Source organism: Gilliamella apicola (assembly GCF_003202915.1).
Lineage (GTDB): Bacteria > Pseudomonadota > Gammaproteobacteria > Enterobacterales > Orbaceae > Gilliamella > Gilliamella apicola_Q.
The window spans coordinates 321,656-337,091 of record NZ_QGLP01000005.1 but is presented as its reverse complement, the minus strand read 5'-3'; the positions used below and the strand labels follow the sequence as shown (position 1 = coordinate 337,091).

Here is a 15,436-nt window from a genome sequence, read left to right as displayed (position 1 = left end):
TGGCCATACTTATATTGCTAAACAAAAAATTGAAAATGAAGCTAAACAGTGAGGATGGGATTGTAAGATTGAAACCCAAGGAGCAGCTGGAATTGATAATGTATTAACTGAGAAAGATTTGAAAAGAGCTGATGTAATTTTGTTAGCGACAGATATTTCAATCGATAATGCTGAACTGTTAGAACCTTTTAAAAAGGTGATTAAGGTTAGCACTAGTGAAGCGGTTAAAAATACAGCTAACATTTTTAATAATGCCGAAGCCTTATCATCCCCAAAAGAAGTAAAAGAGAGTATTGGTAAAGAGATATTTAGATCGTTAAATACTGGTATCAGTAAATTTTTACTGGCTATCATTGCTTCCGGTATTCTTCTCTCAATCGTTTTAATGACTGGACATGTGGTAGGAAAAGCTATTTTACCAAGCAATCAATTCTTTGCCAATTTGCAACAAGTGGCTTTCTACGGCTTCGCAATGATGGTGCCAGTGCTTGCGGCTTATATGGCTTACTCTATTGGTGGTAATGCCCCCTTGGCACCAGCGTTTATTATGGGAAATGTAGTAAATAATCCAATTGGCAGTAATCATGTATCTACTGGTTTTATTGGTACAATGATTTTCAGTGTCCTTATTGGCTATTTTGTTAAATGGTTTAAAACCGTTAAATTCCATCCGGTTATTGCTTCGGTTATGCCGGTGATGATTATTCCAACAGTAACATTACTGGTCATGACGCCTATTTATATTTAAGATTTGTCATATCCCCTTGATTGGTTTGTAAAAGTAATGGTAAAAACTTTAAAAGTCATGTCAGAAGTTAATGCGGCATTTTTAGGTATAGGAATCAGTGTGCTTGCTGCGATTGATATGGGTGGACCTTGTAGTAAAGCTGCCACCGTCTTTACGTTAGCAGCTATGGCAGAAAGTGTTTATGGTCCTAATGGCGAGCTCCGTATGTGCTGTGCAATTCCTCTTTTAGGATTAGCAATATCCTCTTTACTGGTATCACGTTCTAAAAATACCAAAGAAGAAAAACAGTTTGGTATCACTGCGTTCTTTTTATCTTTAGCAGTTAGTACTGAAGTCGCGATTCCATTCGCCATTAAAGATCCGTAACGAGTTATTATCGCTATCGTTGTAGGTATAGCAGTTGTGGGTATGCTAGGTATGATTAATAGTATTGATTCCTTGGTTGCATTTGGTGGTTTAGTTACACTTGATGCTGTAACCAAAGGTGCATTGTGGTATGTGATTGATATGTTCATCGGAGCATTTATTATTGCTACGATTTTTCACTTTACCCGAAAACCAGCAGTTGAAGATGATGTTGTTGATGCTGACACGTTATAAAAAACTACCCCGAACCATTGGCGGGGTAGTGAATTTACTTAAAGTTTAATAGGCTTGTTGATAAACCGTTTTGCCGCCAACAATTGTCGTTAGTACTTTGACGTTTTGCATATCTGTTGCCGGAATGGTAAACGGATTGCGATCTAAAATAATTACATCAGCAAATTTGCCTTTTTCAATAGAGCCGATATACTCATCTTGTTTTAACATGTAAGCCGCACCAATAGTTGCACAACGTAGCACTTCAACGGCAGTTAAATTGCGGTCGCTATTTAAGCGTGGATGCTCGGTGTCAATTTGTCGAGTCATAGCAATTTGGAAATCATACCATTCATTAAGTGGATCAATTGGCCAATCACTACCAAAAGCACAGGTTACACCGGCATCAATATATTGACCATGGGCTTCTAAACCATTATAACGTTCAGCACCAAACAGTGTTTGGTATTGTTCAACCATTGCCGAGCTACAGCCAGCCCATTGGAATGAAAATACCACACTGGCTTTTAATTGTTTATAACGGGCAAATTGATGCATAGCACTGAGTTCATTATGGGCCGTACTTGGGCGAATATCCGCATCAGGTAGTGCTTTTCGCATTTTTTCAATGGCGTTAAGAACCACTTCGATTGCCCCTTCGCCAACGGTGTGCATGTGAGGGTGAAAACCTGCTTTTGATGATTCAAGGATTAAGGCATCTAGCATTTCTGTGGAGTAATAGAGATCACCATAGCGCTCTTTTTCATTTTCTAATTGATAGGGTTTTAGCAAACGCGCTGTCATTAATGGCGCTTGCATTACGCCATCAACGAATAATTTCGTATGCGATACTTTTATTCCCGGTTTTGGTTGCCAATTTTGGTCGTCATAGCGTTTAGCAAACTGTTTTACCCGAGCAATAACCGCTGGAACGTCTTCAATCGAATCGACATCATCAGGGGGTAACTCACGAGCTCCAAATAAGCGTATTGAAAGCTCATCTTGCTGTTGTAATTTTAAAAATGCATCGGCTTGGGTTTCAGTAATACGCGCATCCATTACTGAAGTTACCCCTTGCTTATTTAATTCTGTTTGTGATAATTTAGCGATGTTTACCGCTTGTTCATCGGTAAGTTTAGAAATGCTGTCAAATGCACGCATTGCAGGAGCATCTTCTAATATACCATTTAATTCGCCATCTTTAGTACGCCCAATTTTACCATCAGAAGGCTCTGGCGTATTACGATCGAGTCCAAATTTTTCTAAAGCAATACTGTTAGCAACAAGTGTATGACAATCATTTGAGAATAAAATAACCGGACGCGTGGTATTAAGCTTGTCAAGATCAAAACGGGTAATGTCAGTACCGATTGGTAATACTTCTTGACGCAACCAGCCACGAACTTGTAACCAATTTGTGCTGTTACTAAGGGAATCGTTATCTAAATATTGTTGAATAATGGCCAGAGTGGCATCGACAGTTAAACTTTGATAATTTAGATTACATGATGATAGTTGCATGCCACCCCAAAAAGTATGTAAATGGGCATCAATAATGCCGGGCATCATAGTTTTACCTTGTAGATCATAAATTATCGTACAATTATCAACATATTGAGTGTTATTTATCTCTTGTGTGGTGCCAGTTGCAATAATATAGCCGTTTTGAATTGCAATAGCTTCACAGACTGTATCGTGTTTGTCAGCCGTGTAGATGTGGCCATTAATATAAATAACATCGGCTTTTGCCATTATACGTGATTCCTTAATTAGAAGATTGAAGTGAAAGGTGAACGATAACAGATTTATAAAAAATTTGTCAAATGCAATAATTTTCTTTATTGTGTGTTGAGTTTATGCTACAACTATTATATTTAGTTACAGCGTCACAAGGTGAGCTTATGAAATACCAACAATTAGAAAACCTTGAATGCGGTTGGAAGTGGCACTATCTAGTAAAAAGACATTTAGAAGGTGAGCTAATTACTCGTTATATAGAAAGGAGTGCAGCAGAGCAAGCCGTAAATGAACTACTATTATTAGAACACAAACCGACAGCTGTCGTTGATTGGATTAAGCAGCATTTAAATCCCGGTTTAGATAATCGCATGAAACAAACTATTCGGGCAAGGCGAAAACGGCATTTTAATGCCGAGCAACAAAATACACGTAAAAAGTCTATTGATTTGGAATTTCTAGTATGGCAAAGATTAGCTAATTTAGCTAAACGCCGAAAATGTACGTTGTCACAAACAATTACGCAATTAATTGAAGATGCAGAACAAAAAGAGCAATATGCCACTAAAGTATCGACAATTAAAGATGATTTACTGTCATTACTCGATGATAATCTAGACGGTAAATAACTTAAACTACAGGATAAATAGGTTTAATTATGGGAAAATCCCTTGTTATTGTGGAATCACCAGCAAAAGCAAAAACGATTAATAAATACCTTGGCAAAGATTTCGTGGTTAAATCAAGCGTGGGGCATATTCGAGATCTTCCAGTAAGTGGTAGTAGCCACCGCAATGATAAAGCCAGCAAAGATAAAGCTGAGAAGAAAGTAAAACGATCTGAAAAACAGATCTTAGTCGACCGTATGAGTGTCGATCCTTATAACGGTTGGAAAGCTCATTATGAAATTTTGCCAGGCAAAGAGCGGGTAGTTGATGAACTTAAAAAATTAGCCAAAGATGCGGATATGATTTATCTGGCAACCGACTTGGATAGAGAAGGGGAAGCCATTGCTTGGCATCTTAAAGATGTTATTGGTGGTGATGATGATAAGTATCGCCGCGTTGTATTTAATGAAATCACTAAAACTGCCATTCAAAATGCATTTAAACATCCGGCTATGTTGGATATGGATCGCGTTAATGCTCAGCAAGCACGCCGATTTATGGACCGTGTGGTGGGTTTTATGGTGTCGCCGTTACTCTGGAAGAAAGTGGCACGTGGTTTATCGGCCGGTCGTGTTCAATCAGTTGCGGTACGATTAGTTGTTGAACGTGAACGTGAAATCCATGCTTTTATTCCTGAAGAGTATTGGGAACTTTATGCCGATTTAAAAACTGCTAATCAAGAAAAATTAACTATGCAAGTCACGCATTATAAAGATGATGCGTTTGAACCAAAAGATCAAGTTTCTATTGATATTGCGTTAGCAGAGTTAAATAACAAGCAATACCAAGTTACCAATATTGAAGAAAAACCGACTAAAAGTAATCCAACTGCACCATTTATTACTTCAACTTTGCAACAAGCGGCAAGTACTCGCCTTGGTTTTGGAGTGAAGAAGACAATGATGTTGGCCCAGCGCTTATATGAAGCCGGTTATATCACTTATATGCGTACCGATTCAACAAATTTGAGTCAAGATGCATTAAATATGGTTCGCGATTATATTGGCAAAAACTATGGTGATAAATATCTACCGAAGTCACCGAATGTTTATACAAGTAAGAAAAATTCACAAGAAGCACATGAAGCAATTCGTCCGTCAGATGTGAATATTTCAGCAACTAGTCTTAGTGATGTCGACGTTGATGCGGTTAAATTATATCAATTAATTTGGCGTCAATTTGTTGCTTGCCAAATGACATCCGCTGAATATAACTCTATTACAGTTACTGTTAAAGCGGGTGATTTTACTTTAAAAGCCAAAGGTCGTACTTTACGTTTTGATGGTTGGACAAAAGTACAATCACAGTTAAGTAAAAATAATGAAGATAAGATGTTACCAGCAGTATCGGTTAAAGATATTTTAGAACTTTTGAGTTTAAATCCAGATCAACACTTTACTAAACCTCCTGCTCGTTATAATGAAGCTTCATTGGTAAAAGAATTAGAAAAACGAGAAATTGGTCGTCCATCTACTTATGCAACCATTATTTCAACCATTCAAGACCGTGGATATGTACGATTAGATAATCGTCGTTTTTATGCGGAAAAAATCGGTGAGATTGTTACTGATAGGTTAAGTGAAAACTTTAATGATCTTATGAGTTATGATTTTACCGCACGCATGGAGTATGCACTTGATGAGATTGCCAATAAAAAACAAGAATGGCGCGAAGTTTTAGATCAATTCTTTGAAGATTTCAGTCAACATCTTGAAATTGCAGAACAAGATCCTGATCATGGAGGAATGCAATTAAATCCACTCGTTTTAACACCAGAAATTAAATGTCCTAACTGTAGTCGTGAAATGGGAATCAAAACAGCAGGAACCGGTGTGTTTTTAGCATGTTCTGGTTATGCGTTGCCACCGAAAGAGCGTTGTAAGCAGACAATTAACCTAATTCCTGAACATGAAACTTTGAACATTTTGGAAGAAGCGGAAACAGCAGAAACTAATGCTCTAAGAGCACTTAAACGTTGCCCTAAATGTCATACTGCGATGGATAGTTATCTGCTGGATAATGAGCGTAAGTTGCATATTTGCGGTAATAACCCAATTTGTGATGGCTCATTAGTTGAAAAGGGTACATTTAAAGTAAAAAGTTACGATGGTCCAATTATTGAATGTGAAAAATGTGGATCAGAAATGCATCTTAAGTCAGGCCGTTTTGGTTTGTATATGGGATGTACTAACCAAGATTGTAAAAACACTCGTAAAATCTTAAAAAATGGTGATGTGGCTCCACCTAAAGAAGATCCTGTTGATTTACCTGAACTAAAATGTAGCAAATCAGATGCCCATTTTGTGCTAAGAGATGGTGCATCAGGTATCTTTTTAGCGGCACATAATTTTCCTAAATCTAGGGAAACTCGTGCACCTTTAATTGAAGAGTTACAACGTTTTAAATATCGTTTACCGGAAAAATTCATTTATTTAACCGAAGCACCAAGTCATGATCCAAATGGTAATCCGAGTATTGTTCGCTTTAGTCGTAAAAGTAAGGAACAATATGTCACATCTGAAGTGAACGGCAAATCTACCGGTTGGGTGATGAAATATGTTCATGGTAAATGGGTTAATAGTAAAAAATAGGTAAGAACACCAGGTCATTTTTGAAGAATAGATCAGGTTAAGTAGCCGTTTTAGTATAAAAAAGCTGTCTTGTGCTAAAGTGTGAAAGGAATTACCTTGCAATTTTCCTCTTTCTTAAATTATTGTTGAGAAGAGGGAAATGTATATGGTCAAAGGAGCCTTTGTCATGAAGTTGCAACAACTGCGTTATATTGTTGAGGTCGTCAATAACGATCTCAATGTCTCTCTTACCTCTGAAAAACTGTATACCTCGCAACCAGGGATTAGTAAGCAGATTAAATTATTGGAAGACGAGCTCAATGTACAAATCTTTACCCGTGTAGGTAAACATCTTTCAGAAGTTACGCCAGTTGGTGATCAAATTATTGCTTTAGCCCGTGAGATTTTAAATAAAGCACAAGATATTAAAATTCTAGCTAAAGAGTTTAGTCAACCAAATCAAGGCTCATTAACAATTACCACCACTTATACTCAAGCTCGGTATACTTTACCATTGGTTATCCAACAATTTATGCTGCAATATCCAAGTATTACCCTTCATATGGAGCAAGGTTCATCCGCTCAATGTCTCTTGCAAGCACAAACCGGACAAGCGGACTTTGCTATTGTTACTGATTTGTCAGATCTTAGTGATGATATGATTGCTTTACCTTGTTATCACTGGAACCAGGCGGTGATTGTTATGAAAGATCATCCTTTAGCCAAAAGTAGTCTAATCACAATCGAAGAATTATCTAACTATCCGTTAGTCAGTTACGACTTTTCTAATGATGGTTCCGACCTAAATCAAGCATTTATTAAGGCTAATCAGGTACCTAATATTGTTTTTAGCACCACTGATGCTGATTTGATTAAGACCTATGTTAAGTTAGGTGTTGGTGTTGGCATTGTTGCTAAAATGGCAGTTAATGAGAACTCTGATAGTGAGTTTGTGGTACTTAATGCCGGCCATATATTCCCCTACAGTACCACTTATATCGCATTTGCACGTTCTCTGTTTTTGCGTAACTATATGTACGATTTTATTAGTCAATTTTCACCGCATTTAAATAGACAAACCATCGATAAACTTAGTCTTTGTGAAAATAATATCGAGGTGCAAGCTATGTTTAATGGCGTTAAGTTACCAGTTAGATAAAGGTATTTGTCATTTTCGGCTGATAAAGTTTAGTAAACCAAGCAGCGAATGGTGTGCTTGGTTTTTTAGTGGTTATTTATGTCTAGTTTTTAAAATACCGATCACATCTTGTAGAGCAAGGTTTTGATCTTGCAGTAAGACAAGTAAGTGATAGATTAAATCAGCTGATTCATTTTTTAACTCTTCTTTATCGTGTACCGTGGCTGCAAGCGCCGTTTCAACGCCTTCTTCGCCAACTTTTTGGGCAATACGTTTAGTACCGTCATGGTAGAGTTTTGCGGTATAAGAGGATTGCGGATCGGCTTGTTTACGAGCTCCCAATAATTGCTCTAAATCATATAGAAAGCCCCACTCAGTTTTACTGTTAGTGAAGCAGCTATTTGCTCCGGTATGACAAGTCGGTCCGATTGGGTTGACTAAGATTAACAGGGTATCGTTATCACAATCGGATGAGATACTAACTACATTTAAAAAGTTACCCGAGGTTTCACCTTTGGTCCATAAACGTTGTTTGGTGCGAGAATAAAAGGTGACTTTTCCGCTGCTTTGGGTTTGAGCTAAAGCCTCTTGATTCATATAACCAAGCATCAGCACTTCGCCAGATACATAGTGCTGAATAATCACTGGCATTAAATTATCGACTTTTTGCCAATCAAGTTGTTTGGTATCTATTTGTATTTGAGAATGTTGAGTTAGCATAATCGTATTTCTACTCCATGTTGAGCTAAATATTGTTTAAGTTCACCAATATTAATAATTTGTTTATGAAAGACTGAAGCGGCTAAAGCACCATCAACGTTGGCCTCTTTAAAAGCTTGTAAAAAGTGTTCCATCGTACCTGCGCCGCCAGAGGCAATCAGTGGTACTTGGCAAACTTCCCGAATCGTTTTAAGTTGCTTAAGATCGTAACCATTGCGAACGCCATCTTGATTCATCATATTTAATACAATTTCACCGGCACCTCGCTTTTGTACCTCTTGCACCCAATCAATCGTATTCCATTTGGTGGCGACTGTGCGTTTTTCATCGCCAGTGAATTGATAAACGTGGTAACTATCTGAATCTTTATCATACCAAGTATCAATCCCCACAACGATACACTGCACCCCGTAACAATCCGCTAATTCAGTAATTAAGCCCGGATTAGCTAAAGCAGGGGAGTTAATTGAAATTTTATCCGCACCATAAGTGAGAATTCTTCCTGCATCTTCAACCGTTTTTATCCCACCAGCGACACAAAATGGAATATCTATTACTTCAGCGACTTTTGCTACCCAACTTTTGTCTACTACCCGACCGTCGGATGAGGCTGTGATATCATAAAATACCAATTCGTCAGCCCCTTCTTCGGCATAGCGTTTGGCTAGCGGTACTATATCACCTATGATTTCGTGATTACGGAATTGTACACCTTTAACAACTTGCCCATTACGAACGTCCAAACAAGGTATTATCCTTTTTGCCAACATGCAATTGCCTCCTGAACTGTAAATTTACCTTCGAGTAATGCTCGACCGACGATGATACCTGCAACACCGCTCTCTTGTAACGCTTTAACATCGTTCAATTGTCCAATTCCGCCAGAAGCTTGAAAAGCAATAGCTGGGTATTTTTGGCTGATCTCTTGATATAACTTCACATTAGAACCACTTAACGTACCATCTTTGGAGATATCAGTACATAACACATGCTTCAAACCATAAGCTAGGTAATCATCAATAACTTGTTCTAAGGTTTGTTTAGAATCCTCTTGCCAACCATGAATCGCGACATTTTTATTACCTTGTTGATCAATACGAACATCTAGGGCTAATACCAAAGATTCAGGACCATAAGTATCAAACCACTTTTTAACCAAATCAGGTTGTTTGATAGCTGTTGAACCAATAACTACCCGTGTTGCACCTGCGGATAATAATGCTTTAACGTCATCCTCTGTACGAATTCCACCACCAATTTGTACCGGGACTTGTACGCCTTCAATCAATGATTTTATTAATGAGATTTGTCGAACTTGCGGATCTTTAGCTCCAGTTAAATCAACAAGATGTAGTTGTTTCGCACCTTGTTTTTGATAATCTTGTAGGCGAATTAAGGGATCCTTTCCATAATCACGTTTTTGGTCATAATCGCCTTGATGTAATCGAACCACCGTACCATCAATTAAATCAAGAGCTGGAATAATAATAGGGTAAACTGCCATTTTTATATCTCCAAAAAGTTCTTGAGCAATTTTGCACCGGCTGAGCCAGAACGCTCGGGATGAAATTGCACACCGTAAAAGTTGTCTTTTTGCACGGCAGCGGTAAAGCTTTCGCCGTAATTGGTTTCTGCGATAGTTGATGAGCATAATGGTAAGGCGTATCCATGTACAAAGTAAAAGTAAGCACCTTCAGGAATATCTCGAAATAGATGGTGTCCGGCTTTTGGGGTGACTTGATTCCAACCCATATGCGGTAGTGGTAGTCCACAATCAGGAATTTCGATGACTTTTTCATGGATAATACCTAGAGTGTCGACATGCCCTTCATTACTATAATCGGCTAAAAGTTGCATGCCAAGACAGATACCTAATACTGGTTGAGTGCAGACTTTAATTAGCTCTATTAAATTGCGCTCCATTAATTTTTGCATCGCAGCTGATGCTGATCCAACTCCAGGTAACAAGAGTTTGTCAGATTCAAGCACAGTATCAGGATCAAGGCTAATGATTGGATTATAACCTAGTCGCTGTATCGCGTATTTAACCGATGAAAGATTGGCGCAGCCAGTATCGAGAATGACAATTTTCATCTATAACACTCCTTTCGAGCTAGGTAGTCTGTCACTTTCAATTTTAATCGCTTGTTTAAGTGTACGCGCAAAAGCTTTAAACAAACTTTCGATTCGGTGATGGTCGTTGTCGCCAGTTGTTTCAATATGTAAAGTAATTGCCATCGCATAACTCAAAGAATAGAAGAAATGCTCGACCATTTGCGTGCTCATATCACCAACTTTCGGATCACTAAATTGCGCAGAGAACACTAGGTAAGGGCGGCCTGAAATATCCATTGCACATTTCGCTAAACACTCATCCATTGGAATAACAGAGGCATAACGTGTAATTCCCCGTTTATCACCAAGTGCTTGTTTTAATGCTTCGCCTAGAGCAAGACCTGTATCTTCTATGGTGTGATGATCATCAACATGAAGATCGCCTGTAACTTGAATATTGAGTTTAATACCTCCGTGAGTGGCGATCTGATCTAACATATGATCAAAAAAGCCAATACCGGTATTGATTTGACTACCACCTTGCCGGTCTAACCATACTTCAACCAATATCTTAGTTTCTTTAGTATTGCGTTCAACTTTGGCATAACGATCAGCGGTGGTTAAACGTTGGGCTATTTCATTCCAATTAAGATTAACTGGATCATAACGTAAGCCTTTTATTTGCATGTTTTCAGCAAGCTGCATATCAGTTTGTCGGTCACCTATAACGTAGCTGTTTTGTTTGTCTAAGTTGCCACTGGTTAAATAAGGGAGCACTAATTTTATTTTAGGTTTACGACACTCACAATTGTCCTCCGGGAAATGTGGGCAAATAAGTACATCTTCAAATATTACACCTTGTGAGGCAAATATTTGCAGCATTAAATTGTGTGGACCATCAAAATCAGCTTGCGGATAACTACTGGTACCTAATCCATCTTGATTGGTTACCATCACTAATTTATAACCAACTGCTTGTAGTTTAAGCAGTGCTGGGATCACATTAGGTTCAAACGCAAGTTTTGCAAAACTATCAACTTGAAAATCGATAGGAGGTTCAACGATTAACGTTCCATCACGGTCGATAAATAAATATTTTTGTAACATATTTGCTCCTATTTTATCGCTTTAAGTGCGGTTATTACGGCATCACACTCATCTTGGGTACCAATCGAAATTCGCACAAAACCATTTTGTCCAATTGATTTACTTTGATCGCGTAGAATAATACCTTCATGCCAAAGTTTACTAAATACCTCTTTATTACTTTGAAATTTAACACATAAATAATTTGATTCACTAGGATAAACTTTTTCGACAATTGGTAAAGCAGAAAGTTGTTTAGCAAACTTCTCTTTTTGATTATTTAGATTGATGACATGCAATCTCATCGTTTCGATACCTTTTTTACTCAATGCCTGAGTGGCAATGTCCGCTACCGGGGTAGCAAGAGGGTATGGAGCGATCACTTTTTGTAAAGCATCAATTATTGGTTTATTAGCTAAAGTAAATCCACAACGCAATCCGGCTAAGGCAAATGCTTTTGATAAGGTACGTAAAATGACTAAGTGCGGATAATCATTAAGCCAACTGACTACGGTTGAGTTTGGAGAAAACTCAATATAGGCTTCATCAATAATAACTAATGCGCGATCTTTGACTAAATTAAGTAATGCTTTAATATCCTCAGGATTGATTAAATTCCCAGTTGGATTGTTTGGTGAACAGACATAGATTAATTTAACATTATCCAGATTTTGTTTAATACCTTCTAAATCAAGTTGCCAATCAGATTTTGTTGGTACGGTTTTAGTTTTTATTCCTAAAGTTTCAGCGCTGACTTGATACATACCATAAGTTGGAGGGCAGTAAAGCACCGTATCGGTATCTGGCTCACAAAAAGCACGCATTAACAGCTCTATCGCTTCATCGGCACCACGACTGACAATCACTTGCTCTGGGGTGACACCAGCATATTGCGCATAACTATCTATAACTTGCTGAGGTTGTGCTTCTGGATAGCGGTTTAACGTTTGTTCGGTTAACTGAAAGTTGGGTGCCACTGGGTATTCATTGGCATTTAGCCACACATCACCGTTACCGCCAATGCGTCTAGCGGATTGATAGGGTGTCAATTTTTGTACGTTCTTTCTGACTAATTGATTAATATCCATTTTAACCACCTATTGTTTAGTATCAGCGTTAAGTTTAGCTAAGCGAATAGTCACGGCATTTTTGTGGGCAGTGAGTTGTTCTGCTTGTGCCATTAGTTCAACTGCATTACCTATTGCTTTTAACCCTTCAGCCGATAATTTTTGCACTGTCATACGTTTTTGGAAATCAGGTAATCCAAGGCTTGAATAAGTTGCGGTATAACCATAAGTTGGTAATACGTGATTGGTACCAGAGGCATAATCTCCAGCAGATTCTGGTGACCAATCCCCTAAGAATATCGAACCAGCACTATTAATTTTATTAACTAGTTGATCGGCATTTTCGGTTTGAATAATTAAGTGTTCTGGACCATAACGATTGCTGATAGTTACACATTCATCTAAATCTTTGGTTACGATAAGTCGGCTCTCTTGTAACGCTTTTTCAGCAATTCCTTGACGTGAAAGTTGAGCAAGTTGCTTATCAACTTCGACTGAAACTGCTTGGGCGATCTTCTCATCTGGTGTAAGCAGTACAACCTGTGAATCGGGGCCATGTTCAGCTTGAGAAAGTAAATCCGCTGCAATAAACGCCGGATTAGCGGAACTATCGGCAATGACCAGAACTTCTGATGGGCCGGCTGGCATATCTATTGCTGCGCCATCCAATCGTTGGCTAACTTGGCGTTTCGCCTCGGTAACATAAGCATTGCCGGGACCAAATATTTTATCGACTTTAGGAACTGATTGAGTACCTAATGCCATTGCCGCAATCGCTTGTGCGCCACCCAATTGATAAATTTCTGTTACACCACAAAGTTCTGCCGCATATAAAATTTCGTCAGCAATTGGTGGAGGTGAACATAAAATCACTTTACGACAACCGGCAATTTTAGCTGGAATGGCTAACATTAATACGGTTGATAGCAATGGGGCTGAACCACCCGGTATATACAGGCCTACAGAGTCTATCGGTCTTGTTACTGACTGGCATTGAATGCCAGGCATGGTTTCAACTGTTATGGTCTGCTTAACTTGAGCTTGATGAAATTTTTCAATATTGCTTACCGCTAATTGCATTGCCTGTTTTAAATCAGGTTTAACGCGACTCGTGGCTGTTTTTATCTCATCTTGGGTTAATTTAATTTGATCGATTTGCACTTTATCAAATTTATTACTTAACATTTTAAGTGCTTCGTCGCCATTTTGTTTAACTTGCACCAAGATATCGTTAACCGCTTGACTAATAGCATCGGAAGCTGCAATTGCCGGGCGAGTTAATAATTCTGCTTGTTTTTCTTTAGAACATTGTTGCCAATATGAAAGCTTCATTTTGCTTACTCCATCATTTTTTCAATTGGTAATACAAGGATTGAACTTGCACCTAATGCTTTTAGTTTTTCCATGGTTTCCCAGAATAATGACTCAGTACTAACCATGTGTAGTGCTACCCGATTTTGTTCGCCGGTTAATGGTAAAATGGTTGGGTTTTCAGCACCTGGTAATAGTGATACGACTTGATCTAAAACTGCGGTTGGCGCGTGCAACATAATGTATTTAGATTCGCGAGCTTGAATCACACCTTGAATACGAGTCATCACTTTATCGATCAACGCCTGTTTGGTGGGGGACATTTCACCTTCACGTTGAATTAAGCAAGCTTTAGATTTATAAATAACCTCAATCTCTTGTAATCCATTAGCTTCAAGGGTTGCACCACTAGAGACTAAATCACAAATTACATCGGCTAGACCTGCTCGAGGAGCGACTTCAACTGATCCATTGAGTAAACAAGTTTTAAAACTTACATTATATTGAGAAAGATAACGGCGGAGCAGGTGAGGATAAGTGGTGGCGACACGTAGATCATTTAAACACTCAGGGCCAGTGTAATTAAAATCACGAGGGGCGGCTATCGATAAACGACATCCGCCAAAATCAAGTCGACGTAATTTTTTGTATTGTGGATTTTCGCCTTCAGCTTGTCTATCTAGCACTTCTTCTTCTAAAACATTTTCACCGACAATACCAATATCAACAACGCCATCAATAACTAGTCCGGGTATATCATCATCGCGAACGCGTAAAATATCAATTGGCATATTTTCGGCAAAAGCAATTAAACGTTGCTCTTGCAAATTGATTTTAATTCCACATTGAGCTAGTAATTTTTTTGACTCATCGCTTAAACGTCCTGATTTTTGCATTGCTATACGTAAACGTGAATTATCCAACATATTATTCTCCAACTTATCCAAATAAAATTATTAACCACAAACAAAAAACCCTCGGAAGTTTGATCTTCCGAGGGTTCTCTATTTGCTTTTGCGATATCACCGGAAGACCATTTGTCTTCCAGCACCAATCGCCCGAAGACTATTCAGGAATGATGGTGATGATGATGTTTGCTAACTAAAACACAAAAACAATTCATAAAAAATGAAACCTTTAAATTTAACTGTTGTAAAAAATATAACAGAAATGATTAATGAGCAACTACTTTTTGATGATTTATTAAAAAATTTGTAAATAAGTTAATTTTCAAATGAATGATTTTTGCTTAATTGATATTTAGATAAGCACTGCAAATCATCATAATTATAGAATTTGCTGCAATTGATGGCTGACTTTATAACGGGCAAAATTTTCAATTTTATTTAAGAATAATTTTAAAGCATTACTATCAAATTGACTAACAATCAGGTAACAACCATCACCAGTAATCTTATAAAATTCGGAAACCTCAGCATAAGATTTTACTAACTTTTCAAATGATTCAAATTGATTTGTGTTCATATAAATAGTAATAAATTGTAATTGATTCCTTTGTTCTTTAATGGTGAATCTTTGTATACTATGATTGTTCAGTAATTCTTGCACACGTTGTCCAACAGCTTGACTAGACAAAAATACTTTTTCGCCGATCTCTCGCCAAGATTGTCGGCTGTTAATTCTTAATTCATTTAATATAGCGCGATCTTTTTTATCCATAGTTTCAATTTGAAAGCTGACTGAGGTTTATTATTTCAATTTTCTATGTCATTTAGAGGTTGATTATTCCAAAATAA

16 protein-coding genes and 1 other annotated feature are annotated in these 15,436 nt (G+C 37.9%); of the genes, 6 read left to right on the top strand and 10 right to left on the bottom strand.

Going from position 1 to position 15,436, the window contains the following annotated elements; all coding sequences use genetic code 11:
- Positions 1-67 precede the first annotated feature (67 nt).
- From DKK79_RS07750 to DKK79_RS07740, 3 genes are read left to right on the top strand one after another with little or no spacing between them, the layout of a single operon-like run.
- Complete coding sequence (locus DKK79_RS07750) at positions 68-748, top strand: hypothetical protein (protein WP_110423582.1); 681 nt, start codon at positions 68-70, stop codon at positions 746-748.
- A 36-nt stretch (positions 749-784) separates the two neighbouring features.
- Positions 785-1,114, top strand: coding sequence for a hypothetical protein (locus DKK79_RS07745; protein ID WP_110423581.1), 330 nt, complete (start codon positions 785-787; stop codon positions 1,112-1,114).
- A 51-nt stretch (positions 1,115-1,165) separates the two neighbouring features.
- Positions 1,166-1,348, top strand: a complete 183-nt coding sequence (locus DKK79_RS07740) for a hypothetical protein (protein ID WP_146212002.1) — start codon at positions 1,166-1,168, stop codon at positions 1,346-1,348.
- A 45-nt stretch (positions 1,349-1,393) separates the two neighbouring features.
- On the opposite strand, the gene DKK79_RS07735 is transcribed toward DKK79_RS07740, so the two are convergent.
- Positions 1,394-3,079, bottom strand: a complete 1,686-nt coding sequence (locus DKK79_RS07735; RefSeq protein WP_110423579.1) for an amidohydrolase — start codon at positions 3,077-3,079, stop codon at positions 1,394-1,396.
- A 149-nt stretch (positions 3,080-3,228) separates the two neighbouring features.
- On the opposite strand from DKK79_RS07735, the gene matP reads away from it, so the two are divergent.
- From matP to cysB, 3 genes are all read left to right on the top strand, one after another.
- On the top strand, positions 3,229-3,693 hold the full coding sequence (gene matP / locus DKK79_RS07730; protein ID WP_110423578.1) for a macrodomain Ter protein MatP: 465 nt from the start codon (positions 3,229-3,231) through the stop codon (positions 3,691-3,693).
- 29 nt (positions 3,694-3,722) lie between these two features.
- Positions 3,723-6,323: a type I DNA topoisomerase gene (gene topA / locus DKK79_RS07725; protein WP_110423577.1), complete on the top strand. Its 2,601-nt coding sequence runs from the start codon at positions 3,723-3,725 to the stop codon at positions 6,321-6,323.
- A gap of 166 nt (positions 6,324-6,489) precedes the next feature.
- The gene (gene cysB, locus DKK79_RS07720; protein ID WP_110423576.1) at positions 6,490-7,461 is read left to right on the top strand and encodes an HTH-type transcriptional regulator CysB; all 972 of its coding nucleotides are present in this window, start codon (positions 6,490-6,492) and stop codon (positions 7,459-7,461) included.
- 72 nt (positions 7,462-7,533) lie between these two features.
- Here cysB and hisIE read toward each other — a convergent pair whose 3' ends face one another.
- The 9 genes from hisIE to DKK79_RS07675 form a co-directional block, all read right to left on the bottom strand.
- Positions 7,534-8,160, bottom strand: coding sequence for a bifunctional phosphoribosyl-AMP cyclohydrolase/phosphoribosyl-ATP diphosphatase HisIE (gene hisIE / locus DKK79_RS07715; protein WP_110423575.1), 627 nt, complete (start codon positions 8,158-8,160; stop codon positions 7,534-7,536).
- Complete coding sequence (hisF, locus tag DKK79_RS07710; protein ID WP_034884403.1) at positions 8,154-8,930, bottom strand: imidazole glycerol phosphate synthase subunit HisF; 777 nt, start codon at positions 8,928-8,930, stop codon at positions 8,154-8,156. Before hisF ends, hisIE begins: the two co-directional genes overlap by 7 nt.
- Positions 8,912-9,649, bottom strand: coding sequence for a 1-(5-phosphoribosyl)-5-[(5-phosphoribosylamino)methylideneamino]imidazole-4-carboxamide isomerase (hisA, locus tag DKK79_RS07705; protein ID WP_110424055.1), 738 nt, complete (start codon positions 9,647-9,649; stop codon positions 8,912-8,914). Before hisA ends, hisF begins: the two co-directional genes overlap by 19 nt.
- Before the next feature lie 17 nt (positions 9,650-9,666).
- Positions 9,667-10,254, bottom strand: coding sequence for an imidazole glycerol phosphate synthase subunit HisH (hisH, locus tag DKK79_RS07700; RefSeq protein WP_110423574.1), 588 nt, complete (start codon positions 10,252-10,254; stop codon positions 9,667-9,669).
- Entirely contained in the window at positions 10,255-11,322 is a 1,068-nt protein-coding gene (gene hisB / locus DKK79_RS07695; RefSeq protein ID WP_110423573.1) for a bifunctional histidinol-phosphatase/imidazoleglycerol-phosphate dehydratase HisB, read from the bottom strand.
- Positions 11,323-11,330: 8 nt separating this feature from the next.
- Positions 11,331-12,389, bottom strand: a complete 1,059-nt coding sequence (hisC, locus tag DKK79_RS07690; protein ID WP_110423572.1) for a histidinol-phosphate transaminase — start codon at positions 12,387-12,389, stop codon at positions 11,331-11,333.
- A 9-nt stretch (positions 12,390-12,398) separates the two neighbouring features.
- Entirely contained in the window at positions 12,399-13,700 is a 1,302-nt protein-coding gene (gene hisD / locus DKK79_RS07685; protein ID WP_110423571.1) for a histidinol dehydrogenase, read from the bottom strand.
- Between the two features lie 5 nt (positions 13,701-13,705).
- On the bottom strand, positions 13,706-14,605 hold the full coding sequence (hisG, locus tag DKK79_RS07680; protein ID WP_034883689.1) for an ATP phosphoribosyltransferase: 900 nt from the start codon (positions 14,603-14,605) through the stop codon (positions 13,706-13,708).
- A gap of 39 nt (positions 14,606-14,644) precedes the next feature.
- Positions 14,645-14,770 (bottom strand) — a sequence feature (His leader region).
- A 196-nt stretch (positions 14,771-14,966) separates the two neighbouring features.
- A complete protein-coding gene (locus DKK79_RS07675) occupies positions 14,967-15,359 on the bottom strand; it encodes an Lrp/AsnC family transcriptional regulator (protein ID WP_034883688.1) in 393 nt (130 codons plus the stop codon).
- Positions 15,360-15,436: the final 77 nt, after the last annotated feature.

What these genes read in the sequence shown, in the direction of transcription:
- DKK79_RS07745 (WP_110423581.1), top strand. Translation starts at nt 785, where the DNA reads ATGGTAAAAACTTTAAAAGTCATGTCAGAAGTTAATGCGGCATTTTTA.
- DKK79_RS07740 (WP_146212002.1), top strand. Translation starts at nt 1,166, where the DNA reads ATGATTAATAGTATTGATTCCTTGGTTGCATTTGGTGGTTTAGTTACA.
- DKK79_RS07735 (WP_110423579.1), bottom strand. Translation starts at nt 3,079, where the DNA reads ATGGCAAAAGCCGATGTTATTTATATTAATGGCCACATCTACACGGCT.
- matP (WP_110423578.1), top strand. Translation starts at nt 3,229, where the DNA reads ATGAAATACCAACAATTAGAAAACCTTGAATGCGGTTGGAAGTGGCAC.
- topA (WP_110423577.1), top strand. Translation starts at nt 3,723, where the DNA reads ATGGGAAAATCCCTTGTTATTGTGGAATCACCAGCAAAAGCAAAAACG.
- cysB (WP_110423576.1), top strand. Translation starts at nt 6,490, where the DNA reads ATGAAGTTGCAACAACTGCGTTATATTGTTGAGGTCGTCAATAACGAT.
- hisIE (WP_110423575.1), bottom strand. Translation starts at nt 8,160, where the DNA reads ATGCTAACTCAACATTCTCAAATACAAATAGATACCAAACAACTTGAT.
- hisF (WP_034884403.1), bottom strand. Translation starts at nt 8,930, where the DNA reads ATGTTGGCAAAAAGGATAATACCTTGTTTGGACGTTCGTAATGGGCAA.
- hisH (WP_110423574.1), bottom strand. Translation starts at nt 10,254, where the DNA reads ATGAAAATTGTCATTCTCGATACTGGCTGCGCCAATCTTTCATCGGTT.
- hisB (WP_110423573.1), bottom strand. Translation starts at nt 11,322, where the DNA reads ATGTTACAAAAATATTTATTTATCGACCGTGATGGAACGTTAATCGTT.
- hisC (WP_110423572.1), bottom strand. Translation starts at nt 12,389, where the DNA reads ATGGATATTAATCAATTAGTCAGAAAGAACGTACAAAAATTGACACCC.
- hisD (WP_110423571.1), bottom strand. Translation starts at nt 13,700, where the DNA reads ATGAAGCTTTCATATTGGCAACAATGTTCTAAAGAAAAACAAGCAGAA.
- hisG (WP_034883689.1), bottom strand. Translation starts at nt 14,605, where the DNA reads ATGTTGGATAATTCACGTTTACGTATAGCAATGCAAAAATCAGGACGT.
- DKK79_RS07675 (WP_034883688.1), bottom strand. Translation starts at nt 15,359, where the DNA reads ATGGATAAAAAAGATCGCGCTATATTAAATGAATTAAGAATTAACAGC.